The 24,396-nt window shown below is 70.9% G+C and carries 25 protein-coding genes; 23 read left to right on the top strand and 2 right to left on the bottom strand.

The window, feature by feature from the left end; translation table 11 throughout:
* Positions 1 to 3 precede the first annotated feature (3 nt).
* From prfA to ACWC9T_RS03895, 17 genes are all read left to right on the top strand, one after another.
* Entirely contained in the window at positions 4 to 1,095 is a 1,092-nt protein-coding gene (prfA, locus tag ACWC9T_RS03975; protein ID WP_449819452.1) for a peptide chain release factor 1, read from the top strand.
* Positions 1,096 to 1,158: 63 nt separating this feature from the next.
* Positions 1,159 to 2,025 (top strand): peptide chain release factor N(5)-glutamine methyltransferase, encoded by an 867-nt coding sequence (gene prmC, locus ACWC9T_RS03970; RefSeq protein ID WP_449819451.1) that lies wholly within the window; start codon positions 1,159 to 1,161, stop codon positions 2,023 to 2,025.
* 45 nt (positions 2,026 to 2,070) lie between these two features.
* Entirely contained in the window at positions 2,071 to 2,718 is a 648-nt protein-coding gene (locus tag ACWC9T_RS03965) for an L-threonylcarbamoyladenylate synthase (protein ID WP_449819450.1), read from the top strand.
* Positions 2,715 to 3,392: an arsenate reductase/protein-tyrosine-phosphatase family protein gene (locus ACWC9T_RS03960; protein WP_449819449.1), complete on the top strand. Its 678-nt coding sequence runs from the start codon at positions 2,715 to 2,717 to the stop codon at positions 3,390 to 3,392. The genes ACWC9T_RS03965 and ACWC9T_RS03960 overlap by 4 nt, the downstream gene beginning before the upstream one ends.
* A 123-nt stretch (positions 3,393 to 3,515) precedes the next feature.
* Positions 3,516 to 4,805, top strand: coding sequence for a serine hydroxymethyltransferase (locus tag ACWC9T_RS03955; RefSeq protein ID WP_449819448.1), 1,290 nt, complete (start codon positions 3,516 to 3,518; stop codon positions 4,803 to 4,805).
* 199 nt (positions 4,806 to 5,004) lie between these two features.
* The gene (locus tag ACWC9T_RS03950) at positions 5,005 to 6,285 is read left to right on the top strand and encodes an MraY family glycosyltransferase (protein WP_449819447.1); all 1,281 of its coding nucleotides are present in this window, start codon (positions 5,005 to 5,007) and stop codon (positions 6,283 to 6,285) included.
* Between the two features lie 317 nt (positions 6,286 to 6,602).
* Entirely contained in the window at positions 6,603 to 7,046 is a 444-nt protein-coding gene (locus tag ACWC9T_RS03945) for a hypothetical protein (RefSeq protein WP_449819446.1), read from the top strand.
* A 285-nt stretch (positions 7,047 to 7,331) separates the two neighbouring features.
* Complete coding sequence (gene atpB, locus ACWC9T_RS03940) at positions 7,332 to 8,138, top strand: F0F1 ATP synthase subunit A (protein WP_449819445.1); 807 nt, start codon at positions 7,332 to 7,334, stop codon at positions 8,136 to 8,138.
* Between the two features lie 92 nt (positions 8,139 to 8,230).
* On the top strand, positions 8,231 to 8,470 hold the full coding sequence (atpE, locus tag ACWC9T_RS03935) for an ATP synthase F0 subunit C (protein WP_449819444.1): 240 nt from the start codon (positions 8,231 to 8,233) through the stop codon (positions 8,468 to 8,470).
* Positions 8,471 to 8,504: 34 nt separating this feature from the next.
* Positions 8,505 to 9,062 carry a F0F1 ATP synthase subunit B gene (locus tag ACWC9T_RS03930; protein ID WP_449819443.1) on the top strand — a complete coding sequence of 186 codons (558 nt, stop codon included), beginning with the start codon at positions 8,505 to 8,507 and terminating at the stop codon, positions 9,060 to 9,062.
* On the top strand, positions 9,059 to 9,874 hold the full coding sequence (locus tag ACWC9T_RS03925; protein ID WP_449819442.1) for a F0F1 ATP synthase subunit delta: 816 nt from the start codon (positions 9,059 to 9,061) through the stop codon (positions 9,872 to 9,874). The genes ACWC9T_RS03930 and ACWC9T_RS03925 overlap by 4 nt, the downstream gene beginning before the upstream one ends.
* Positions 9,875 to 10,030: 156 nt before the next feature.
* Positions 10,031 to 11,605, top strand: coding sequence for a F0F1 ATP synthase subunit alpha (gene atpA, locus ACWC9T_RS03920; RefSeq protein ID WP_355671467.1), 1,575 nt, complete (start codon positions 10,031 to 10,033; stop codon positions 11,603 to 11,605).
* Between the two features lie 32 nt (positions 11,606 to 11,637).
* Positions 11,638 to 12,552, top strand: a complete 915-nt coding sequence (locus ACWC9T_RS03915; protein ID WP_449819441.1) for a F0F1 ATP synthase subunit gamma — start codon at positions 11,638 to 11,640, stop codon at positions 12,550 to 12,552.
* 2 nt (positions 12,553 to 12,554) lie between these two features.
* Positions 12,555 to 14,000: a F0F1 ATP synthase subunit beta gene (gene atpD / locus ACWC9T_RS03910; RefSeq protein ID WP_449819440.1), complete on the top strand. Its 1,446-nt coding sequence runs from the start codon at positions 12,555 to 12,557 to the stop codon at positions 13,998 to 14,000.
* Positions 14,001 to 14,184: 184 nt separating this feature from the next.
* Complete coding sequence (locus ACWC9T_RS03905; protein ID WP_030057524.1) at positions 14,185 to 14,568, top strand: F0F1 ATP synthase subunit epsilon; 384 nt, start codon at positions 14,185 to 14,187, stop codon at positions 14,566 to 14,568.
* Between the two features lie 149 nt (positions 14,569 to 14,717).
* Positions 14,718 to 15,218, top strand: coding sequence for a DUF2550 domain-containing protein (locus ACWC9T_RS03900; protein WP_449819439.1), 501 nt, complete (start codon positions 14,718 to 14,720; stop codon positions 15,216 to 15,218).
* 22 nt (positions 15,219 to 15,240) lie between these two features.
* Positions 15,241 to 15,837, top strand: a complete 597-nt coding sequence (locus ACWC9T_RS03895; protein WP_449819438.1) for a cob(I)yrinic acid a,c-diamide adenosyltransferase — start codon at positions 15,241 to 15,243, stop codon at positions 15,835 to 15,837.
* Here ACWC9T_RS03895 and ACWC9T_RS03890 read toward each other — a convergent pair.
* Complete coding sequence (locus ACWC9T_RS03890; protein WP_449819437.1) at positions 15,834 to 16,427, bottom strand: hypothetical protein; 594 nt, start codon at positions 16,425 to 16,427, stop codon at positions 15,834 to 15,836. The two genes, ACWC9T_RS03895 and ACWC9T_RS03890, sit on opposite strands and share 4 nt — an antisense overlap.
* Positions 16,428 to 16,637: 210 nt before the next feature.
* On the opposite strand from ACWC9T_RS03890, the gene ACWC9T_RS03885 reads away from it, so the two are divergent.
* The 5 genes from ACWC9T_RS03885 (at position 16,638) to ACWC9T_RS03865 (ending at position 22,804) form a co-directional block, all read left to right on the top strand.
* Entirely contained in the window at positions 16,638 to 17,837 is a 1,200-nt protein-coding gene (locus ACWC9T_RS03885) for a sensor histidine kinase (protein WP_449819436.1), read from the top strand.
* Positions 17,834 to 18,484, top strand: a complete 651-nt coding sequence (locus ACWC9T_RS03880; protein WP_449819435.1) for a response regulator — start codon at positions 17,834 to 17,836, stop codon at positions 18,482 to 18,484. The genes ACWC9T_RS03885 and ACWC9T_RS03880 overlap by 4 nt, the downstream gene beginning before the upstream one ends.
* Positions 18,485 to 18,740: 256 nt before the next feature.
* A complete protein-coding gene (locus tag ACWC9T_RS03875; RefSeq protein ID WP_449819434.1) occupies positions 18,741 to 19,610 on the top strand; it encodes a 3-hydroxyacyl-CoA dehydrogenase family protein in 870 nt (289 codons plus the stop codon).
* A 363-nt stretch (positions 19,611 to 19,973) separates the two neighbouring features.
* Entirely contained in the window at positions 19,974 to 20,291 is a 318-nt protein-coding gene (locus ACWC9T_RS03870; protein WP_355671458.1) for an STAS domain-containing protein, read from the top strand.
* A 206-nt stretch (positions 20,292 to 20,497) separates the two neighbouring features.
* A complete protein-coding gene (locus ACWC9T_RS03865; RefSeq protein WP_449819433.1) occupies positions 20,498 to 22,804 on the top strand; it encodes an ATP-binding protein in 2,307 nt (768 codons plus the stop codon).
* Between the two features lie 4 nt (positions 22,805 to 22,808).
* Here the strand turns inward: ACWC9T_RS03865 and nucS are convergent, their stop codons facing one another.
* Entirely contained in the window at positions 22,809 to 23,468 is a 660-nt protein-coding gene (nucS, locus tag ACWC9T_RS03860; protein WP_449819432.1) for an endonuclease NucS, read from the bottom strand.
* A 482-nt stretch (positions 23,469 to 23,950) separates the two neighbouring features.
* On the opposite strand from nucS, the gene ACWC9T_RS03855 reads away from it, so the two are divergent.
* Positions 23,951 to 24,343 carry an SCO5389 family protein gene (locus tag ACWC9T_RS03855; protein ID WP_045694845.1) on the top strand — a complete coding sequence of 131 codons (393 nt, stop codon included), beginning with the start codon at positions 23,951 to 23,953 and terminating at the stop codon, positions 24,341 to 24,343.
* The last annotated feature ends 53 nt before the right edge of the window (positions 24,344 to 24,396 follow it).

Raw genomic sequence — 24,396 nt, 5'->3', positions numbered from 1 at the left:
CCCATGTTCGAGGCAGTCGAAGAGCTCCTCGTCGAGCACGCCGACCTCGAAAAGAGGCTGGCCGACCCGTCCGTCCACGCCGACCAGGCGAACGCCCGCAAGCTGGCCAAGCGGTACGCCGAGCTGACCCCGATCACCCGGGTCTACCGGCAGTGGCGGCAGACCGGCGAGGACATCGAGGCCGCGCGTGAACTCGCCGCCGAGGACCCGGAGTTCATCTCCGAGGTGAAGGATTCCGAGCAGCGCCGCGACGAGCTGACCGAGGAGCTGCGGCTGCTGCTGGTGCCGCGCGACCCGAGCGACGACAAGGACGTCATCCTGGAGATCAAGGCGGGCGAGGGCGGCGAGGAGTCCGCGCTGTTCGCCGGCGACCTGCTCCGGATGTACCTGCGCTACGCGGAGCGGATCGGCTGGAAGACCGAGATCATCGACTCCAACGAGTCCGACCTCGGCGGCTACAAGGACGTCTCGGTCGCGGTCAAGACCAAGGGCGCTCTGACGAACCCCGACGGCTCGCCCGGCCAGGGCGTCTGGGCCCGGCTGAAGTACGAGGGCGGCGTGCACCGCGTGCAGCGCGTCCCCGCCACCGAGTCCCAGGGCCGCATCCACACCTCCGCGGCGGGCGTGCTGGTCACCCCCGAGGCGGAGGAGGTCGAGGTCGAGATCCACGCCAACGACCTGCGGATCGACGTCTACCGCTCCTCCGGCCCCGGCGGCCAGTCGGTCAACACCACCGACTCCGCGGTCCGGATCACCCACCTGCCGACCGGTATCGTGGCCTCCTGCCAGAACGAGAAGAGCCAGCTGCAGAACAAGGAGCAGGCGATGCGCATCCTGCGTTCGCGGCTGCTGGCCGCCGCGCAGGAGGAGGCCGAGCGCGAGGCCTCGGACGCACGTCGAAGCCAGGTCCGTACGGTGGACCGCTCCGAGCGGATCCGGACGTACAACTACCCCGAGAACCGCATCTCGGACCACCGCACGGGGTTCAAGGCGTACAACCTGGACCAGGTCCTGGACGGCGACCTGAACGCGGTGATCCAGTCCTGCGTCGACAAGGACGCGGCGGCCAAGCTCGCCGCGGCCCAAGAGAACTGAGACCGGCGCGCCCCAGCCCGACGCAAGCCTGAAGCCGGAGCGCAGAAACAAGAGGTCGTACGGATGAACCTGCTGCTCGCCGAGGTGGCCCAGGCCACCCAGCGGTTGGCCGCGGCCGGCGTGCCGTCGCCGCGCTTCGACGCGGAGGAACTCGCCGCCTACGTCCACAACGTCAAGCGCAGCCAGCTGCACACGGTGAAGGACGCGGACTTCGACGCCCGCTACTGGGAGGCGGTCTCGCGCCGTGAGGCGCGCGAGCCGCTCCAGCACATCACCGGGCGGGCGTTCTTCCGCTACCTCGAACTGGAGGTCGGCCCCGGGGTGTTCGTGCCCCGGCCGGAGACCGAGACGGTCGTCGAGTGGGCGATAGACGCGGTGCGCGACATGGACGTCGCCGAGCCGCTGGTGGTCGACCTGTGCTCCGGCTCCGGCGCCATCGCGCTCGCCCTGGCCCAGGAGCTGCCGCGCTCGACCGTGCACGCCTTCGAACTCGACGAGGGCGCGCTGCAGTACACCCGGCGCAACATCGAGGCCAGCCCGGACCGCGCGCGGGTCACCCTGCACGCCGGGGACGCCACCAAGGCCTTCGAGGACGACCGCTCCTGGGACGGCCGCTTCGACCTGGTCATCTCCAACCCGCCGTACATCCCGCTCACCGAGTGGGAGTACGTCGCGCCGGAGGCCCGCGACCACGACCCGCAGATGTCGCTGTTCTCGGGCGAGGACGGCCTGGACACCATCCGCGGCATCGAGCGGGTGGCCGCGCGACTGCTGCGCCCGGGCGGCGCGGTGGTGATCGAGCACGCCGACCAGCAGGGCGGCCAGGTGCCGTGGATCTTCAACGAGGAACGCGGCTGGACGGACACCGCCGACCACCGCGACCTGAACAACCGGCCGCGCTTCACGACGGCGCGTAAAGCCGTGCTGTGAGCCCGCTGTGACCGTCATGAGCCATTCCAGAAGGGGACCGCACCGATGAGCCGCCGCTACGACTGTGCCGACGCCGGGGACCGCGCCACCGGCCTGCGTGAGGCCGCCTCGGCCATCCGCCGCGGCGAACTCGTCGTGCTGCCCACCGACACCCTGTACGGGGTCGGCGCGGACGCCTTCTCCCCGGAGGCCGTCGGCGAGCTGCTGGCCGCCAAGGGCCGGGGCCGCAACATGCCCTCGCCCGTCCTGGTCGGATCGCCGACCACCCTGCACGGCCTGGTCACCGACTTCTCCGAGCAGGCCTGGGAGCTGGTCGACGCCTTCTGGCCCGGCGGGCTCACCCTGGTCGCCCGGCACCAGCCCTCGCTGCGCTGGGACCTCGGCGAGACCCGCGGCACCGTCGCGGTCCGGATGCCGCTGCACCCGGTCGCCATCGAGTTGCTGAACACCACCGGTCCGCTGGCGGTCTCCAGCGCCAACAAGACCGGCGGGCCGTCCCCGGCGACCTGCGACGAGGCGCAGGCCCAGCTCGGCGACGCGATCTCGGTCTACCTGGACGGCGGGCAGGCCGACCACGCCACCGCCTCGTCCATCGTCGACGTGACCGGCAAGGTCCCGGTCCTGCTGCGGGCCGGCGCGATCAGCATCGAGCAGCTGAGGGAGGTCGTCCCCGACCTGGAGGCCGGAAGTTGACACCCACCGCCTCGCTCCATGACGGGCCCGGCATAGCGCCGTACCTGGCCGTGGGCCCCAGGCCGCTGGACCACTTCCGGATCCTGTTCGTCTGCACCGGGAACATCTGCCGCTCGCCGATAGCCGAGCGGCTCACCCGGCGTGAGCTGGACACCCGGCTCAGCCCCCGGGTGGCCGGCCGGATGCTGGTCGAGAGCGCCGGCACCTGGGGCCACGTCGGTGCGCCGATGGAGGACCACGCCGCGACCGTGCTCGACGAGTACGGCGCCGACAGCGGCGGCTTCACCGGCCGTGAGCTGCTCGACGAGCACGTGGTCGAGGCCGACCTGGTGCTCACCGCGACCCTGGACCACCGCGCCCAGGTGATCTCGATGGGCCACGAGGCGGGGCTGCGCACCTTCACGCTGAAGGAGTTCACCCGCCTGGTGCGGACGATCGACCCGGGCACCCTGCCCGACCCCCGCCGCGGCGCCGACGTCACCGAGCGGGCCCGCGCGCTGGTCCGGGCGGCCGCCTCGCTGCGCGGCTGGCTGCTGGCCGCCACCCCGGAGTCGGACGAGCTGGAGGACCCGTACGGGGCGCCGATCGGCATGTTCCGCAACTGCGGCGAGGAGATATTCCACGCGGTCGACCCGGTGGTCACCGCGCTCACCGGCATCCCCGCGCCGCGCTGAGCCGAGCCCGGGGCTCCAAACGGCCCTGCGCCGCCGAGCCGGGCGGCCGAGACGGTCCTACGCTGGGTAGACCCCCCAGCCGCCGGCCGGGGGCGCCCCCATCGCAGCGCCGGGAGCCCTGCCATGACCGTCACCGATGCCGCGACCGGCTCGACCGCGACGAGGGGCCGCCCGTGGGCGTCCGAGGCGCTGCGCCGGGCGGATCCGCAGATCGCCGACCTGCTGGCCGCCGAGGCCGAGCGGCGGGCCGAGACGATCCAGCTGCTGGCGGGGGAGAACCTGACCAGCCCCGCCGTCCTGGCGGCGCTGACCGGGCCGCTGATCGACAAGTACGCCGAGGGCTACCCGGGCCGCCGGCACCACACCGGCTGCGCGCTGGCGGACGCCGCGGAGCTGCTGGCGATCGACCGGGCCCGCGAGCTGTTCGCCGCCCCGCACGCCAACGTCCAACCCCGATCGGCGACTTCGGCGATGCTGGCGGCCTACGCGGCGCTGCTGCGGCCCGGTGACGGGGTACTGGCGATGTCGCTGGAGCACGGCGGCCACCTCAGCTGCGGCTCGCGGGCCAACTTCTCCGGCCGCTGGTTCGCCTTCACCGGCTACGGCGTGCGCGAGGATGACGGCCTGATCGACCTCGACCAGGTGCGCGACCTGGCCCGCCGGGACCGCCCCAAGGCCATCGTGGCGGGCTCGATCTCCTACCCCCGGCACCCGGACTGGGCGGCCTTCCGGGAGATCGCCGACGAGGTGGACGCCTATCTGATCGCCGCCGTCGCGCAGACCACCGGTCTCATCGCGGCCCGGGAGGCGCCTTCCCCGGTGCCGTACGCCGACGTCACGGTGGCGGCCACCCACAAGCTGCTGCGCGGCCCGCGCGGGGGCCTGCTGCTGTCCACCGCGGAGCTGGCCGAGCGGGTCGACCGGGCGGTGTTCCCGTTCAGCCAGGGCGGCGCGGCGATGAACGAGGTGGCCGGCAAGGCGGTCGCCCTCGCGGAGGCCCGGACGCCCGCCTACCGGGCCTACGCGCAGCGGGCGGTGGCAGGGGCCCGGGCGATCGCCGCGAGGCTCGCAGAGGCCGGAATGCGCCCCCTGACGGGCGGGACCGACACCCATCTGGTGACCGCCGACGTGAGCTCGCTCGGGGTGACCGGCGCGGAGGCCGAACGGCGCTGCGCGACGGCCGGGCTGCTGCTCGGCAAGTGCGCGCTGCCGTACGACCCGGCGCCGGCCACCGAGGCCTCCGGGATCAGGCTGGGCACGGGTACGGTGACCAGCCAGGGGATGGGCGAGGCGGAGCTGTCGGAGATCGCCGGGCTGATCGCGCGCCTGCTCGCCGGGGACGCGGTGGCGCCGGTCGCGGAGCGGGTCCGGGAGCTGGCGGGGGCCTATACCGGGGCCTTCGTCGACGCGTGAGCGGGCGACAGCGAGCGCACCGATCAAGAGGTGTCGTCCACGGGCATCCGGATCTCCTACCCGGGAGGGCGAACCGCGATGCGCGTCCCGGGCGTCCGACTCAATAAGGTGTGTGCCGTGGCGACGCACCTCGAACCCCGGGAAGGCAGGGGAGTACCTTCGGTACCTCCCCGTTCGACAGTGATGCAGGAGGCCAGTGGTGCGTGAGTATCTGCTGGTGCTGTTCTGCACCGCCGCCGTCACCTACCTGCTGACCGGCCCGGTCCGGAAGTTCGCCATCGCGGCTGGCGCGATGCCCCCGGTCCGCGCCCGCGACGTCCACCGCGAGCCCACCCCGCGCCTCGGCGGCATCGCCATGTTCGGCGGGCTGTGCGCGGGCATCCTGGTCGCCTCGCAGCTGGACAACCTGAGCAAGGTGTTCAGTCAGGGCGGCGACATCCGCGCGCTGCTGTCCGGCGCCGGGATCATGTGGCTGCTCGGCGTGCTCGACGACAAGTGGGGCGTGGACGCGCTGGTGAAGCTCGGCGGCCAGATGATCGCCGCCGGTGTGATGGTCTGGCAGGGCGTCACGGTGATCACCCTTCCGGTGCCCGGCGTCGGCGCGGTCGCGGTGAGCCCGACCCAGGGCATGGTCATCTCGGTCACCCTGGTCGTCGTCATGGTCAACGCGGTGAACTTCATCGACGGTCTGGACGGCCTGGCGGGCGGCATGGTCTGTATCGCCGCGATGGCGTTCTTCCTGTACAGCTACCGGCTCTGGTACGGCTACGCGATCACCGACGCGGCCCCCGCGGTGCTGTTCAGCGTGCTGCTGATCGGCATGTGCCTGGGCTTCCTGGTGCACAACATGCACCCCGCACGGATCTTCATGGGCGACTCCGGCTCGATGATGCTGGGTCTGATGCTGGCGGTCGCCGCGATCTCGATCACCGGCCGGGTCGACCCGGACCTGATCAACAACGAGACCGGTTCGCAGACCGCCACCGTGCACGCCCTGGTGCCGATCTACATCCCGCTGCTGCTGCCGCTGACGGTCATCGCGCTGCCGCTGGCCGACCTGCTGCTCGCGGTGGTGCGCCGCACCTGGGCCGGACAGTCCCCGTTCGCCGCCGACAAGCGCCACCTGCACCACCGACTGCTCCAGGTCGGGCACTCGCACAGCCGCGCCGTACTGATCATGTACTTCTGGGCCGCGCTGATCGCCTTCGGCACGGTGGCCTTCTCGGTGACCAACACCGGCCGCACCGTGGTGCTGACCCTCGCCGGGCTCTGCCTCGTCGGTCTGGTGGTGCTGCTCACCCCGCGGTTCCGGCCGCGCGCCCCGCGGGCGGTGCAGTCCTTCGTCCCGCCGCGGTACCGGAGGCAGGGCGGCTCCGCTCCGATGGCTGAACTGTCGGCAAAGGACAAGCAACTTCTCGGTGAGGCCAGCCGGGGTTCGTCCGCGTCCTCCGACCATGACAAGGCCACCGGCCGTCGCTAGTAAGAAAGTTGACGTTCGGCCAAATAGCCTCACCCGTACGGTGGATTCGCTGCGTCGTCGGTGTGACAGGAGCCACACGTTCATGGTAAAGCTCTCATCAAATAGTTTGTGATACCGTTCACGAGTACCGAGAACACGCCGAAAGACCTGACAGGTGGAGGACTTCCGTCCCCGGTCGGTCTCCCTCGACGGGCCCGCCGCTCACGCGGGCGGCCCGGCGGCGGCCCGCTCGGTCCGGTGCCACCACCGCCGTTGTGCCTGTCACCACCGTCTGTGCCCGTCCCCCGCCACATCGACATGCCGCCGGAGCTGCCGACATGCCGTCCACCGACGCCCGGATCCTCCGAGGCGCCGCGATTCCCACTGCGGTCGCCGGGATCATCGCCATGGCGATCTCGTTCGTTGTCGCCGGTGGGAAGGGGCTGCTCGGTGCCCTCATCGGCACGCTGCTCGTGATGGCCTTCTTCAGCTTCGGCCAGGTCGCGCTCGACCGGCTGACCAGGTCGAACCCGCAGATCATGATGGCTGCGGCGCTCCTGGTGTACACCACTCAGATCCTGCTGGTCGGCATCGTCCTGGCGGTGTTCAAGAACACCGAGCTCTTCAACCGGCAGGCCTTCGCCTTCACCCTGCTCGGCTGCGCCCTGATCTGGACGGGCTTCCAGGTGCGCGGCGCGCTCAAGGCCAAGACCTTCTACGTCGACACCGATGCCTCGGAAAACAAGGGTGACAAGCCCTCCGACAAGGGTCGTCAACAGTGACGAGCCCCAACTGTCCCCCCAACGAGGGGGGCGGTGTTTATGCCGCACTGACGGGCTGCTATCGTCCGTCGCAACAACGGAGTACGGGAAGAGGCCTGGTCTGTCCGGACAGTGGACGGATCGCCCCCCGGATCCGCGCAGTCTTCGATGATCCCGCTGTGGTGCAGCGCACTGCCGCGCGGGGTCGGCGAGAAACCCATCAAGTTCCAGTGCCGCTCCGTGGCCGCAGGCCACGCCGACACACCGAGGTTGCCGTAACCATGCGTCACGACGAAGGAGTCCGTGGTGAGTGCTGAACTCCCCCTCGCCAGCAGTTGCCACTTCGGGGACGCTGGCTGCGGCTTCCCGGCCCCGGGTCTGAACGAGTTCCAGTTCAAGCCGATCTTCTCGGTCGGCGGCATCGACTTCAACAAGCCGATGCTGCTGTCGATCCTCGTCGCGCTGCTGGTGGTCGTCTTCTTCTGGGCCGCCTTCGCGAAGCCGCGCCTGGTGCCGGGCAAGCTGCAGCTGGTCGGTGAGATCGGCTACGACTTCGTCAAGCGCTCCATCGTGATGGAGACGATCGGCAAGAAGGGCGAGAAGTACGTCCCGATGCTGGTCTCGATGTTCTTCTTCATCTGGTTGATGAACATCATGTCGATCATCCCGTTCGCGCAGTTCCCCGTGACGGCGGCGATCGCGTTCCCGGCCGGCCTCGCGGCCGTCGTGTGGATCACCTACATGACGCTGACCTTCAAGAAGCACGGCTTCGTCGGCGGTCTGAAGAACCTCTGCTGGCCCTCGGGCATCCCCGGCTGGGTCATGTTCATCCTGGTGCCGATCGAGTTCTTCTCGAACATCTTCGTGCGCCCCTTCACGCTCGCGGTCCGAGCCTTCGCGAACATGTTCGCCGGCCACCTGCTGATCGTGATGTTCTCCATCGCCTCCTGGTACCTGCTCAGCCCGACCCTGGGCGCGCTGTACGGCTCGGCCTCCTTCATCGTGGCCGTCGCGCTGACCGCCTTCGAGCTGCTGGTCCAGTTCCTGCAGGCCTACATCTTCGTGATGCTGGCCAGCAGCTACATCGCCGGTGCCCTGGAAGAGGCGCACTGAGCCAGGGGCCCCCGGCCCCACCTGAACCACCTCCCGGATCGCCCGGTGGCCAATCACCACCGGTTCACCACCCCTGCAAAAGGACAACGTCAATGAGCAGCATCCTCGCTGAGGGCAACGTCTACGGTTCCGTCGCCTCCATCGGCTACGGCCTCGCCGCGATCGGCCCCGGCATCGGCGTCGGTCTGATCTTCGGCAACGGTGTCCAGGCCATGGCCCGTCAGCCCGAGGCTGCCGGCCTGATCCGCTCCAACATGTTCATCGGCTTCGCGCTGACCGAGGCGCTCGCCCTCATCGGCATCGTCATGCCGTTCGTCTTCGGCAACAAGTAATCCTGCCGCAGACCCTTTCGAGGAAGGTCCAGAAATGAGCATCGTGGCTCAGCTCGCGGCTGAGGAGAAGATGAACCCTCTTCTCCCCAACACGCCCGAGATCGTTATCGGCCTGCTCTGCTTCTTCATCGTCTTCGGTCTGCTCGGCAAGAAGCTCCTTCCCAGCATCGAGAAGGTGCTGTCGGAGCGCCGGGACGCCATCGAAGGCGGCATGGAGCGCGCCGAGGCGGCTCAGGCCGAGGCCCAGGCCGTGCTTGAGCAGTACCGCGCCGAGCTCGCCGAGGCGCGCCACGAGGCCGCCCGCATTGTCGAGCAGGCTCGCGAGCAGGGCGCTGCCCAGCTCGCCGAGATGCGCGAGGAGGGCCAGCGTCAGCGCGAGGCCATCGTCGCGGCCGGTCACGCCCAGATCGAGGCTGACAAGAAGCAGGCGACTGCCGCCCTGCGCCAGGACGTGGGTTCGCTGGCCACCCAGCTGGCCACCCGCATCGTGGGTGAGTCCCTGGAGGACCACGCCCGGCAGAGCGGCGTGATCGACCGCTTCCTGGACGAGCTGGAGGCCAAGGCCGCCGTTGCTCAGGGTGCGGCCAAGTGATCGGCGCCAGCCGCGAGGCTCTTGCCGCCGGTCGGCAGAACCTGGAGAGCCTGACCGACTCCACCTCGGTGGACGCGGCCAAGCTCGCCGAGGAGCTCACCGCCGTCACGGCCGTGCTGGACCGCGAGGTTTCGCTGCGCCGCGTCCTGACCGACCCGTCCCGGTCGGGCCAGGACAAGGCCCAGCTGGTCACCTCGCTGCTGACCGGTCAGGTCTCCGGTGAGGCCGTGGACCTGGTCTCCGGCCTGGTCCGCTCCCGCTGGTCGGGTTCGCGTGACCTGGTGGACGCGACCGAGGAGCTCGCCGCGTACGCCGAGGTCATCGCCGCGGACAAGGCCGGCGTCCTGGACGACGTCGAGGACGAGCTGTTCCGCTTCGGCCGGGTGGTGAGCGGCTCGCACGAGCTGCGCGCCGCGCTGACCGAGCCGAAGGCCGGCGCCGTCGCCAAGGCCGAGCTGATCAAGAAGCTGCTCGGCGGCCGCGCCAACGCCGGCACCGTCCGGCTGGTCACCGCTCTCGTCAACGCGCCGCGTGGCCGTAGCCTGGAGCAGGGCCTGGAGTCCTACTCGAAGCTCGCCGCCGCGCGCCGCGGCCGCGTGGTGGCCCTGGTCACCAGTGCGGTGCCGCTGTCGGACACCCAGAAGGAGCGCCTGTCCGGTGCTCTGGGCCGGATGTACGGCCGCCAGGTCCACCTGAACATCGACATCGACCCCGAGGTCGTCGGCGGTGTCCGGGTGCAGATCGGCGACGAGATCATCGACGGCACCGTGTCGAGCCGCCTCGAAGGCGCTCGCCAGTCGCTCGAAGGCTGAGCACCCAAGCAGCACATCCGACCCTCGGTCGGGAAACCGGTTCCCCAAGGAGCCGGTAAATCGTACGGCCGGTTCATACGACCCGGCCGAGAGTCGAGTACTTGCGGCCCTCAATGGCGGGCCGAGGATCGCAAACTAGGAGAGCAGGGAAGCCTGATGGCGGAGCTTACGATCCGTCCGGAGGAGATCCGGGACGCGCTGGCCGACTTTGTCCAGTCGTACCAGCCGGACGCCGCCTCTGTGGAAGAGGTCGGCACGGTCACTGACGCGGCGGACGGCATCGCGCATGTCGAGGGTCTGCCCTCGGTCATGGCGAACGAGCTGCTGAAGTTCGAGGACGGCACGCTCGGCCTCGCGCTGAACCTCGACACCCGTGAGATCGGTGTCGTCGTCCTGGGTGAGTTCGGCGGCATCGAAGAGGGCCAGACCGTGCGCCGCACCGGCGAGGTCCTCTCGGTTCCGGTCGGCGACGGCTACCTCGGCCGCGTCGTGGACCCGCTGGGCAACCCGATCGACGGCCTGGGTGACATCGCCTCCACCGGCCGTCGCGCCCTTGAGCTGCAGGCCCCCGGCGTCATGGCCCGCAAGTCGGTCAAGCAGCCGCTGCAGACCGGTATCAAGGCCATCGACGCGATGACCCCGATCGGTCGCGGCCAGCGCCAGCTGATCATCGGTGACCGCCAGACCGGCAAGACCGCGGTGGCCGTCGACACGATCATCAACCAGCGCGACAACTGGCGCTCGGGCGACCCGGAGAAGCAGGTCCGCTGCATCTACGTCGCCGTCGGCCAGAAGGGCTCCACCATCGCGTCCGTCCGCGGCGCCCTGGAGGAGGCCGGCGCGCTGGAGTACACCACCATCGTGGCTGCTCCCGCCTCCGACCCGGCCGGCTTCAAGTACCTCGCCCCGTACACCGGTTCGGCCATCGGCCAGGAGTGGATGTACGACGGCAAGCACGTCCTGATCATCTTCGACGACCTGTCGAAGCAGGCCGAGGCCTACCGCTCCGTCTCCCTGCTGCTGCGCCGCCCGCCGGGCCGCGAGGCCTACCCGGGTGACGTCTTCTACCTGCACTCCCGTCTGCTGGAGCGCTGCGCCAAGCTGAACGACGCCCTGGGCGGCGGCTCGATGACCGGTCTGCCGATCATCGAGACCAAGGCCAACGACGTCTCGGCGTACATCCCGACCAACGTCATCTCCATCACCGACGGCCAGTGCTTCCTGGAGTCCGACCTGTTCAACGCCGGCATCCGCCCGGCCGTGAACGTCGGTATCTCGGTCTCCCGCGTCGGTGGCTCCGCCCAGATCAAGGCCATGCGCTCGGTCGCCGGCCGTCTGCGTCTGGACCTCGCCCAGTACCGCGAGCTGGAGGCCTTCGCCGCCTTCGGTTCCGACCTGGACGCGGCCTCCAAGGCCCAGCTGGAGCGCGGTGCGCGCATGGTCGAGCTGCTGAAGCAGGGTCAGTACCAGCCGTTCCCGGTCGAGGAGCAGGTCGTTTCCATCTGGGCCGGTACCACCGGCAAGATGGACGACGTCCCGGTCGCCGAGATCCGCCGCTTCGAGCGCGAGTTCCTGGACCACGTGCGTCTGCAGCACAAGGACCTGCTCGCCGGCATCGTCGAGACCGGTCTGCTCGCCGACGGCACCGTCGACGCGCTGACCACCGCGATCGAGGCCTTCAAGCAGGGTTACCAGACCGCCGACGGCAAGCTGCTCTCCGAGCAGGCCTGAGTCCGGTAGCGAGGGAAAGGACGTAACGACCCATGGGAGCACAGCTTCGGGTCTACAAGCGCCGGATCCGCTCTGTCACCGCGACGAAGAAGATCACCAAGGCGATGGAGATGATCTCCGCGTCGCGCATCGTCAAGGCGCAGCGCGCGGTGGCCGCCTCCACTCCGTACGCCGATGAGCTCACCCGGGCGGTGACGGCGGTGGCCACCCGGTCCAACGCCAAGCACCCGCTCACCACCGAGAACCCGAACGCCTCGCGCGCCGCCGTCCTGCTGATCACGGCGGACCGCGGCCTGGCGGGCGGTTACTCGACCAACGCCATCAGGGCCGCGCTGGTGCTCTCCGAGCGCCTGCGGTCCGAGGGCAAGGACGTGGTGACGTACATCATCGGCCGCAAGGGCGTCTCGTACTACACGTTCCGCGGTCTGACGATCGCGGAGTCGTGGACGGGATTCTCGGACAAGCCGACCTACGGTGACGCGAAGACCGTGGCGGCCGACCTGATCGAGGCCTTCACGGCCGAGACCGGCGGCGTGGACGAGCTCCACCTGATCTCCACCGAGTTCGTGTCGATGCTGACGCAGAACGCGGTCGAGGCGCGGCTGCTGCCGCTGAAGCTGGACGAGGTCCAGCTCAGCGACCAGTCGCCGGCCAAGGCGGAGATCTTCCCGCTGTACGACTTCGAGCCGTCGGCGGAGGGCGTCCTGGACGCGCTGCTGCCGCGGTACGTCGAGAGCCGGATCTACAACGCGCTGCTGCAGTCGGCTGCTTCCGAGCACGCCGCCCGCCGCCGCGCGATGAAGAGCGCGACGGACAACGCCGGCGAGCTCATCAAGTCGCTCACGCGGCTTGCCAACTCGGCCCGCCAGGCCGAGATCACCCAGGAAATCAGCGAGATCGTCGGTGGCGCCAACGCGCTCGCTGACGCGAGCCGCGGGAGCGAATGAGTATGACCACCACTGTTGAGCCGACCACGGCGACGGGCCGCGTCGCGCGGGTCATCGGCCCGGTCGTCGACGTGGAGTTCCCCGTCGACGCGATTCCGGACATGTACAACGCCCTGCACGTCGAGGTGGACAACCCCGACGGCACCGGCAAGAAGACCCTGACCCTCGAGGTCGCCCAGCACCTCGGCGACGGCATGGTCCGCGGCATCTCGATGCAGCCGACCGACGGCCTGGTCCGTGGTTCGCAGGTCACCGACACCGGCGCCGCGATCTCCGTGCCGGTCGGCCAGATCACCAAGGGCAAGGTGTTCAACGCCCTCGGTGACGTGCTGAACGTCGACAAGGAGGAGTTCGACTCCCAGGTCGAGGTCCGCTGGCCGATCCACCGCAAGGCCCCCGAGTTCAAGGACCTCGAGTCCAAGACCGAGATGTTCGAGACCGGCATCAAGGTCATCGACCTGCTCACCCCGTACGTCACGGGTGGCAAGATCGGTCTGTTCGGTGGTGCCGGTGTCGGCAAGACCGTTCTGATCCAGGAGATGATCTACCGCGTCGCCGAGAACTTCGGTGGTGTGTCGGTGTTCGCCGGCGTCGGCGAGCGCACCCGTGAGGGCAACGACCTCATCGACGAGATGGTCGACTCGGGCGTTCTGGACAAGACCGCGCTGGTCTTCGGCCAGATGGACGAGCCGCCGGGCACCCGTCTGCGCGTCGCGCTGTCCGCGCTGACCATGGCGGAGTACTTCCGTGACGTCGAGAAGCAGGACGTGCTCCTCTTCATCGACAACATCTTCCGGTTCACCCAGGCCGGTTCCGAGGTGTCGACCCTGCTCGGCCGCATGCCCTCCGCGGTGGGCTACCAGCCGAACCTGGCCGACGAGATGGGCCTCCTGCAGGAGCGCATCACCTCGACCCGCGGTCACTCGATCACCTCGATGCAGGCGATCTACGTCCCCGCCGACGACCTGACCGACCCGGCCCCGGCCACCACCTTCGCCCACCTGGACGCGACCACGGTTCTGTCGCGTCCGATCTCGGAGAAGGGCATCTACCCGGCCGTCGACCCGCTGGACTCCACGTCCCGCATCCTCGACCCGCGGTACATCACGCAGACCCACTACGAAACGGCCGTCCGTATCAAGGGGATCCTGCAGAAGTACAAGGACCTCCAGGACATCATCGCGATCCTCGGTATCGACGAGCTGTCCGAGGAGGACAAGGTCACGGTCCACCGTGCCCGCCGCATCGAGCGCTTCCTCTCGCAGAACACCTACGTGGCGAAGCAGTTCACCGGTGTCGAGGGCTCGACCGTGCCGCTGTCGGAGACCATCGAGGCCTTCAACGCGATCGCGGACGGCAAGTACGACTCCGTTCCGGAGCAGGCCTTCTTCATGTGCGGTGGCATCGAGGACCTCGAGAAGAACGCCGCCGAGCTGGCCAAGAAGTAGTCGCGGCCGGTAGCAGCTGAGTGACCGTGAGGGGTGGCCCCCGAGCCTGGGGTCCACCCCTCACGTCGCATCGGCTGTGATTCCGGTCAAATCCGTGCCGCCGGTTTCATGCCGGAGGCGCGGGGCCGTTATTCTTACCGAAACTCCCGAGTAATCGGGCGTTGCATGAGCCTAGGAGCCCACGTTGGCTGAGCTGCACGTCGAGCTGGTCGCAGCCGACCGCAAGGTGTGGTCCGGTGCGGCCACCATCGTCGTCGCCCGTACGGCCTCCGGTGACACCGGCATCATGCCGGGCCACACCCCGGTGCTGAGCGTGCTGGAGACCGGTCCGGTCACCATCCGCACGGTGGACGGCGGCACCGTGATCGCCGCGGTGCACGGCGGCTTCATCTCCTTCGCCGACAACAAGCTGTCTCTGCTCGCGGAGATCGCCGAGCTGGCGGACGAGATCGACGTCGCGCGTGCCGAGCGCGCACTGGAGAAGGCCAAGTCGGACCTCGACGAGCACGCGGAGCGTCGCGCCGAGGTGCGTCTGTTCGCGGCGCGCGGCCTCAAGGCCCACGCCTGAGTGTGCCGGACCCCGGCTTAGCGGGGTCGACCGACGGTCCCGGGGACGCGCGAGCGTGACCCCGGGACTGTCGTCGTAGTTGGTAGGTCAGCGCGGTCGCTTGGTACGACCGTTAACGGGGAACGCGGGTAGCGAGGAGGTAGGTGAGCATGGTCCTCGCGCTTGTGGTCTGTGCGGCGGTCGTGGCGCTGGGAGTGATCGGCCTGATGGCCTTCGCCGTGCGCCGCCGCCTGATCCAGCGGGTCGGCGGCACGTTCGACTGCAGCTACCGGCTCAAAATGCCCGCCGACGCCTCGACGCAGCCCGACCTCGACGAGAACGGCAAACCCACCTCAGCCCCGGTCCCCCCGACCGACGGCAAGGGGTGGGTTTTTGGTATCGGCCGCTACAGCGGCGACTCGATCGAGTGGTTCCGGGTGTTCTCGTACGCCCCGCGCCCGCGCAAGGTGCTGCCGCGCCGGGAGATCGAGGTGCTCGGCCGGCGCTACCCGGAGGGCCAGGAGGAGCTGGCGCTGCTCTCCGGCTCGGTGGTGCTGCGCTGCCTGCACAACGGGGAACCGCTGGAGCTGGCGATGAGCGAGGACGCGCTCACCGGCTTCCTGGCCTGGCTGGAGGCGGCCCCGCCCGGCCAGAGGGTTAACGTCGCCTAACCTGCCGGGCTAGTCTGGCCGCATGGTCAATCTGACGCGCATCTACACCCGTACCGGTGACGACGGCACCACCGCGCTCGGCGACATGAGCCGGACCACCAAGACCGACCCGCGGCTGATGGCGTACGCCGACGCCAACGAGGCGAACGCGGCGATCGGGGTGGCGGTGGCGGCCGGCGCACTGGCCGAGGACGTGGTGGCCGTGCTCACCCGGGTCCAGAACGACCTGTTCGACGTCGGCGCGGACCTGTCCACCCCGGTGGTGGAGCTGGATCAATCAGCGGCTTCGCCGCGGGCGACGTACACGCCGCTGCGGGTGCTGCAGTCCTACGTCGACCGGCTGGAGGGGGACTGCGACCACTACCTGGCGCAGGTGGAGAAGCTGCGCAGCTTCATCCTGCCCGGCGGCACCCCCGGCGCGGCCCACCTGCACCTGGCCTGCACGGTGGTGCGGCGGGCCGAGCGCTCCACCTGGGCGGCGATCGCGGAGTACGGGGACTCGGTCAACCCGCTGACCGCGAAGTACCTCAACCGGCTCTCCGACCTGCTGTTCATCCTGGCCCGGGTGGCCAACAAGGAGCGTGGCGACGTGCTCTGGGTGCCGGGGGAGAACCGCTAGACCCGCTCGGCCGGGGCCTTCTGCTCCACCACCCGGCCGTTCTCGACCCGCACGCCGGCCGGCGGCTCCTTGGGCCAGATCGAGTAGCAGCCGGCCACGACCAGGTTCACCACGGCCGCGATGCCCAGCTTGACGTACCACTGGCTGAAGGTGCCGAAGTGGGCGGAGCCCGCGGAGAGCGGCACCAGCAGGCTGATCAGGCCCAGGGTGATCACGGCGGACACGACGGTTCGGCCGGCGACCTGCCACTCGTACCTGGTCCGCTCCGGGCCGTACTTCGGCGAGGGCAGCGGCTTGGGGCCGCCGGCGAAGCGGTGCAGGAAGTGCCGGTCGGCCCAGCGGACCAGCGAGGGGCCGTAGCCGACCGAGAAGCCGGCGTAGCTCGCGGCCAGGGCGTGCGTCCAGCTCGCCTCGGCGCCGCCGCGCAGGTTGAGCACGGTGAGCGCGTACAGGGCGAGGTCCACCACCGGGAGGCCGATCAGCAGCGCGGTGCTGGTGCGGCGCCAGCGCAGCAGGTAGCGGGCGGAGAGCGCGAGGCCGAGCACGATCCACCAGGAGATCTCGGCCGCGACGATGAGGGTGACGATCACGTTCTGCTCCCGGTCGGTTCGGTGGTCCGGGCCTGTCTCCCGGTTCTGGCGGGCCCGGCACGGCCCAGGAGACAGGCCCTGGTCCAGCCTCGTGCGCGGGCGCGGCCGTGTCGTCGTCGCACGGTGCCGTCCGGGGCTGCATCTTTCGATGTAGCGGGCTCCTCCGTGGACGGGAGCCGGTGCGGGCGCCGGGGATGGTGAGATGGGGGCGTGCTCGCACCGTCCCTCCCCCCGCGCCGTGTGGACCAGCTGATCGCCCTGTGCGGGGTGCTCGGCGGCGCGGTGCTGATCGCCTTCAAGGTGTACGACAGCGCCGACGACCTGCCGATCTGGGCGGTGGTGCTGCCGCTGCTGGTGATGGCGGGGCTGGAGCTGGTCCGGCGGACCCGGCCGGTGCTGGCGGTGTCGCTCGGCGGGCTGGCCTTCGCGGGGAGCGTGGTCGCCGGCAGCCTGCTGGCGACGACGATCATGTACACCGATCTGCTGTACGCGGCGGTGCTCTACGGCACCCACCGGATGTCGCGGGTGCTGCACCTGACCGGCGGCTCGACGGTGCTGGTGCTCTCCGCCCTGACGTGGTGGGTGGGCGGCACCGCGGCCGGGCTGCTGATCGTGGTGGTCAGCTCGCTGGTGTTCCTGGCGCCGGTGTGGACCGGCGACCTGGTGCGCAAGCACCGGCAGGAGGCGGAGAGCGAGCGGCTGCGGGCCGAACAGACCGCGCTGCTCTCGGAGATGGACCGGCGCGAGGCGGTCGGTGCCGAACGGGCGAGGATGGCAAGGGAGTTGCACGACGTGGTGGCCAACCACCTGTCGGCGATCGCGATCCACGCCACCGGCGCGCAGTCGGTGGCCCGGCGGCGGTTGGCCGAGGACGATCCGCTGGTCGAGGTGCTGGCGGTGATCCGGGAGAACAGCGTCCAGGGATTGGCCGAAATGCGTCGCATGATCGGACTGCTTCGGGACAGCGGCGGGGGAGAGGCGGACGAGTCCTACGCGGCACCCGACCTGGCCGCGGTGGACGCCCTGTTGACCAAGGCCAGGACGACCGGGCACGACGTGGGGCTGGAGTTCGAGCTGACCGAGGAGGGCGAGCGCGACGAGGTGCCGGTGCCGGTCGGACTGGCCGCGTACCGGATCGTCCAGGAGTCGCTGACCAACGCGCTCAAACACGCCGGGCCCGGACTGGTCACCCTGCGGCTGGAGTTCGGGCCCCAGGAGCTGCGGATCAGCGTCGACAGCCCGTACCGGGGCGAACCGGGCCGCGAACTGCCCGGCGCCCGGGCCGGGCTGGTGGGCATGTCGGAGCGGGCCGGGCTGCTCGGCGGCAGCTTCGAGGCCGGGCCGCGGGACGGTTGGTGGAGGGTGCGCGCGGTACTGCCGCGCGGCCGGGAGAGCGAGGGACGGGCATGACGATCCGGGTGCTGGTGGCCGAGGACCAGGCGGCGGTACGGGCCGCGCTGGTGATGATCCTGCGGGCCGAGCCCGAGTTCGAGGTGGTAGGGCAGGCCGCCGACGGCGAGGAGGCGGTCCGGCTGGCGCTGGAGCTGCGGCCGGACGTGGTGCTGATGGACGTGCAGATGCCCCGGCTGGACGGCGTCTCGGCGACCCGCCAGGTGGTCGCCGCCGGGGCCGCCCAGGTGCTCGTGCTGACCACCTTCGACCTGGACGAGTACGTCTACGGCGCGCTGCGGGCGGGCGCGGCCGGGTTCCTGCTCAAGGACCTGGAGGCGGACACCCTGGTCGAGGGCATCCGCACGGTGGCGCGCGGGGACGGCATGCTGGCGCCCTCGGTGACCAGGCGGCTGATCGGCGTCTTCGCCCGCCCGGAGCGGCAGGTCGGGCCCGAGGCGAAGGAGGCGGTGGCCGGGCTGACCGCCCGCGAGCGGGAGGTGCTGGCCTGCATCGGGGCGGGGCTGTCCAACGGGGAGATCGCCGGCCGGCTGGAGATGGCGGAGGCGACCACCAAGACCCATGTCAGCCGGATCCTGGCGAAGCTGCGGCTGCGCAGCCGGGTGCAGGCGGCGATCCTGGCCCAGGACCTCGGTCTGACCATCTGATCGGCCTCCTGAGCGACCGACCAGGTCGGTTGCAGATCACACTCCAGATTGCTACTGCACGGGGGATTCGGGCACTAGAGTCCCGCCGTGAGCGAGCGAAGCGAGTGAACCGATCAGGGGGCGCGCTTCGCGAGAGTGACCGCCGAGCGCCAGCGAGGCGGAGAATCGAGCGGTGCGGCTCTCAGGCGGCGACCCCTGCCCTGAGCCGCCTTCAGGGCCCGCCCGCGGGGCGGCGACGGCATCGGGAGACCCAGCCATGAGCAATGCGTCCAGCAAGCAGATCGCCGTGATCGGTGCCGGCCTGATGGGCGCCGGCATCGCCCAGGTGTCCGCGCAGGCCGGCCACCCGGTGGTGCTGCGGGACGTCACCGAGGAAGCGCTGCAGCGCGGTCTCGCGGGCATCCGCGCCTCGTACGAGAAGTTCGTCGCCAAGGGCAAGCTGAGCGCCGAGGACGCCGAGGCCGCGCTGGGCCGGATCACCACCACCACCGACCTGGGCGCCGTCGCCGAGGCCGACATCGTGGTCGAGGCCGTGTTCGAGAACCTGGACGTCAAGGAGGGCGTCTTCCGCGAGCTGGACAAGCTCGCCAAGGACGGCGCCGTGCTGGCCTCCAACACCTCCGCCATCCCGATCACCCGGATCGCCGCCGTCACCCAGCGCCCGGAGTCGGTCGTCGGTGTGCACTTCTTCTCGCCGGTCCCGATGATGAAGCTGGTCGAGCTGGTCCGCGGCTACAAGACCAGCGACGAGACGCTGGCCGCCGCCCGTGCCTACGCCGAGGGCGTCGGCAAGGAGGTCGTGGTGGTCAACCGCGACGTGGCCGGCTTCATCACCACCCGACTGATCACCGCGCTGGTCGTCGAGGCCGCCAGCCTGTACGAGTCGGGCGTGGCCACCGCCGAGGACATCGACACCGCCTGCCGGCTGGGCTTCGGCCACGCGATGGGCCCGCTGCAGACCGCCGACCTGACCGGCGTGGACATCCTGCTGCACGCCGCCCGCAACATCTACACCGAGACCCAGGACGAGAAGTTCGCCGCCCCGGAGATCATGGCCCGCATGGTCACCGCCGGCGACCTCGGCCGCAAGAGCGGCCGCGGCTTCTACCCGTACGAAGGCAAGTGAGCCGACAAGGCTGAACGACCTGGCGGGCCGTGCGATCGGAGAATCGTACGGCCCGCTGTGCCGGGCGGGTGAGTTTCCTCACGCCGGGTGCCGCAGACGGGTGATTTGGGCGGTAATCGAGCATAGGTGTGGAGAGTTCCTGCGTATATTCCCTCGGACGAGTGAAGTTGCTTCAGACCAGGGCGAAAACCAGCAACCTGCGGCGCTGCTTCACCGTCAGATGAGGGAACCCGGCATTCCGACCGGGACCGGGTGCGGGCCGAGCCGTCACAGGCGTTCCGTCCACAACCCCACCCCGCCTCCGAGCCCGTCGCGGCCGGGGCGGACCACCCCGAGCAGGCCACCCAGGCGAAGGAGGAGAGCATGCGCATCACCGGCGACCACACGGCGCTGGCCATCGAAGGCCGCCTCGACGTGCGCACCGCCGCCGACGCGCGGGCCCGGCTGCACCAGGCCGTCGACGGCGGCCTCGGCGACCTCGTGCTCGACCTCGCCCGGCTGGAGTTCTGGGACGCCACCGGCCTCGGCGTGATCATGGGCACCCACCGGAGGGCCGGCCGGATCGGCCGACGGCTCGTGCTGCGCTCCGTCCCCGCACAGCTCCAGCGGCTGCTGGTGGCCACCAAGCTGCACCGCATCCTGGCCGTCGACGGCGGCGTCGCCGAGGCGCACATCCTCTAGCAGTGCTTCGTCAGGCAGTGGTGCTTCGTTAGGCCGGGGCCTGCCCCGCCACCTCCCCCGCACCGGACCGCTCTGCACGGGCGGGCCAGGATGTGCGAGAGTCTGCCCGTCAGAAAACGGCCGCCCGGGCCCCGCCCGCGGCCGCGACCGAGACGGGTGCCGGGCGGCGCGGGGCGCCGGCGGCCGAGCACGATGCGGAGCAGAACGTGGCACAGCCAACCGGGGAGTTCCGGCAGGAGGCCGTCCGCACCCGCGGTGGGGAACTGGTCTCCGGCGGCCTGCTGGTCGGCCTCGGAGCCCCGGAAGGCTCCGAGGCCAGGCCCTGTCCGGAGGAGTGGCGCCCCCGCCCGCGCCGGATCGAGCGCAGCGAGCCCGCCCGCGGCCCGGCCGGCGGCGTCGGCCGCGCGGTCGGCCCGCTCGCCCTCGGCGCCGGGCCCGCCGACATGCCGCTGCTCGACCGCGAGGCCGACATCGCCGAACTGCTCGGCCTGCTCGCCGAGGGCCGCTCGATACGCCTGGTCGGCAAAGCCGGCTCGGGCCGCAGCACACTGCTGGCGGCCGTCGCCGGGGCCGCGGCCGACCTGGCCCCCGGCGGCGTCGTCCAGCTCTGCGGACACCGCCGCACCGCCGCCGACCTGCTCCAGGACCTCTTCGCGGCCACCCACCACGCCCCCGGCTTCCGGCCCGACCCCGGCCAGCTGGCCGCACACCTCGCCGGGATCGGCGCGATCGTCGCGATCGACGAGGCCGAGCCCACCGGCGCCGAGCTGGAGGAACTGCTCGCCGCCGCCCCCGGCTGCGCCTTCCTGATCTCGGTCGCCCCGGACGCCCCGCCGCTGCCGGCCGACTCCCGGCTGCAGGACCACGCCGTCGCCGGGCTCTCCCGCTCCGCCTGTCTCACCCTCGCCGCCCGGCAGGCCGGGCGCCCCCTGGACGCGGCCGAGAAGGCCTGGGCCGTCGACCTCTGGTTCGAGTCCGAGGGCCTGCCGCTGCGCTTCGTCCAGGCCGCCGCGCTGCTGCGCCAGCGGGACGTCTCGGTGGACGCGCTGGTCGCCGCCGAGGAGGACCGGCTGGACGTCTTCGGCGCGATCGACGAGCCCACCCGCGACCCCGACCCGGCGGTGCGCGAGAACGTGCTGCGCCGCACCGTCCCGCTGCTCTCGGTCGCCGAGACCGCCTCGCCCGCCGTCCGGCTCGCCGAGGGCCTGAGCGAGCCCGCGCAGGCCGTGCTGCGGCTCGCCGTCGCGCTCGGCGGCGAGTGCCCCACCGCGCCGCACCTGCCCGCGCTGATCGACGTCGGCCAGGGCGAGAGCGCGCTGGCCGAACTCGCCGACGCCGGGCTGGCGGTGTCCATCGGCGGGCACCACCGGCTCACCGCCGGGGCGCTCGAACTGCTCGCCCCGCACTGGCCGGCCCGCGGCTGCGTGGACGGCGCCGCCCAGCACTTCGCCTGGTGGGTCGGGCACAGCTCGGTGTCGCTGGAGCAGATCGCCGCCGAGGCCGAGGTGGTGATCGGCGTGCTGCTCGCCGACCGGACCGCCGGGCGGCACGAGGCGGTGATCCGGCTGGCCCGGGCCGCGGCGCCCGCGCTGGCGCTGGCGCTGCGCTGGGGCGCCTGGGAGCGGGTGCTGCAGCTGGGCCTGGAGGCGGCCCGGCGGACCGGTTCGACGGTCGACCAGGCCTGGTTCCACCACGAGGCGGGCGTGCACGCGATCTGCGTCCAGCAGCCGTCCAGGGCGATCGCCGAACTGGAGACCGCGCTCACCCTGCGGGCCACCGCCGGGGAGCAGCGCGGGGTCGCCCCAGCGCGCCGGATGCTGGACCTGCTGCGCGCCGAAGGCCGACAGCTGCCCGCAGCCGCGGTCGTGGCGGCGCCCGGCCGCGGGCCGGTGATCCGCAAGATCGCCGCTCGGGTGCCGGCCGGCCTGAAGGCCCGGACCGGGAAGCGGCGCCGGGTGGTGGTGGCCTCCGCGGCCGTGCTCACCTTCGGGGTGCTCGGTACGGCGGTGGCGATGAGCATCACCGGGCCCGACGAGCACAAGGGGAACGACCCGCACGGGCGGCTGGACGACGTCGGCGACACCAAGAACGCGCCGATGCCGCTGCCGTCCGCCAGCAGGAGCCCGGGGACGGCCGGTACGGGCGGTGCCGAGCCGGGCAGCCCGGCGGGGACGGGCGCCAGCCCGGAGGCCTCGGCGAGCGGCAGCGCGTCGCACTCGCCGAGCGCCTCGCCGACGAGGAGGCCGAGCGCCTCGCCGGGGGCCACCGGGTCGGACGCCCCGCAGCAGCCGCAGCCGCAGCAGCCCGCACCGGGGCAGCCGCAGCCGCCGGTCCAGCAGCCGGGGCAGCCGCAGCAGCCTCAGCCGCCGGTGTCGCAGCCCCCGAAGCCGACGCCGAGCCACACCCCGTCGTCCCCGGTGACCAGCGCGAGCACCTCCCCGTCGACGACGCCGTCCGCCACGTCGACGGTGCCGTCCGGGACGGTCTCCCCGTCCCCCCCGACGACGGGCTGACCGATCAGAACAGCTTGAGCTTGTCGTCGTCGATGCCGCGCAGCTCGTCGTAGTCCAGCACCACGCAGCCGATGCCCCGGTCGGTGGCCAGCACACGGGCCTGGGGCTTGATCTCCTGCGCGGCGAAGACGCCCTTGACCGGGGCCAACAGCGGGTCCCGGTTGAGGAGTTCGAGGTAGCGGGTGAGCTGTTCGACGCCGTCGATCTCGCCGCGGCGCTTGATCTCGACGGCCACCGTGACGCCGTCGGCATCGCGGCAGAGGATGTCGACCGGGCCGATCGCGGTCGGATACTCGCGCCGGATTAGCGACCAGCCGGAACCGAGCACCTCCATCCGGTCCGCGAGCAGCTCCTGCAGGTGTGCCTCGACGCCGTCCTTGATCAGGCCGGGGTCGACCCCGAGCTCGTGGGACGAGTCGTGCAGTACCTCCTCCAACGTGATGAGGAGCTTCTCGCCGGCCTTGTTCTCCACCGTCCAGACCCCGTCGGCCTCCTTGAGGGCGCACGGTGGGGACATCCAGTTGAGCGGCTTGTAGGCGCGGTCGTCGGCGTGGATGCTGACGCTGCCGTCGGCCTTGACCAGGATCAGCCTGGTGGCGGAGGGCAGATGGGCGGAGAGCCGACCGGCATAGTCGACTGAGCAGCGGGCAATTACGAGACGCACGGTCGACCACGCTAGCCCACCGGGGCCAGTTGATGCGATTCCGCGACGACCGGGTGAAGAAAGCGCGAACCCCGCGAACATGGATGCTCAGTAATCCCGCCACCGCCCGCCGCCCTCTGGCGCCCACACCGAGTGGTCGCTACGTTGTGTGACGACATGAATGCGGGGCCGCTGTCAACGGGATGGAGACTTCAGATGAACGATCCAACAGGATCTGGCCAATCTGGGTGCGCCACGGCGTATTTCCGAAGCGATCCCCAGGAATGACCAGCCTGCTCCGCCGTTGACTGCCACGCTGTTCTGGTGCGGTCGGTGTCCGGGACGTCACGTCCCGTGGCGCCTCCGCCCTTCGCAAGGGTGCCGGAAACCCCCGTCCCACGGTGTTCCGGACGCCACATGCGATTTCGCCCACCCTCACGGTGAGCTTCGGACCACGCACGACCACCCGGGCGCCGCGCGGGTGGACCGCGAGAGGAGAATCCATGTCGCTCGACGTCTCACCGGCCCTGCTGGAAAAGGCTGAGCGGGGCGAGGTCGACGAGCGGGAATTCGTCGACTGCGTCCGCGTCTCGCTGCCGTACGCCTGGGACCTGATCAGCTCGCTGGTCGCCCAGGCGAAGGTCGACGGCACCGACTTCGCCGACAACCAGGTACCGCCGCCCAGCGAGCAGGCCCGTGGCCAGCTGCTGCGCGCCCTTGCCAGCGATGCCATCCGGGGCGCCCTGCAGCGCCACTTCGGGGTGCGGCTGGCGTTCCAGAACTGTCATCGGGTGGCGGTGTTCCTGCCGTCGGAGGCCAACGAGGCGCGCTACGACCGCTTCACCTCCGTCCGGGAGCAGTTGCTCAACCAGTCCGAGGAACTGCGGGACTGCTGAGCCCGGCGGTGCCGGCCGCCCCCGTCCCCCGGTGCGGGGGGAGGGGGCGGCGG

Source organism: Kitasatospora sp. NPDC001159 (assembly GCF_053598235.1).
This window is presented reverse-complemented; position numbering and strand designations above follow the sequence as displayed.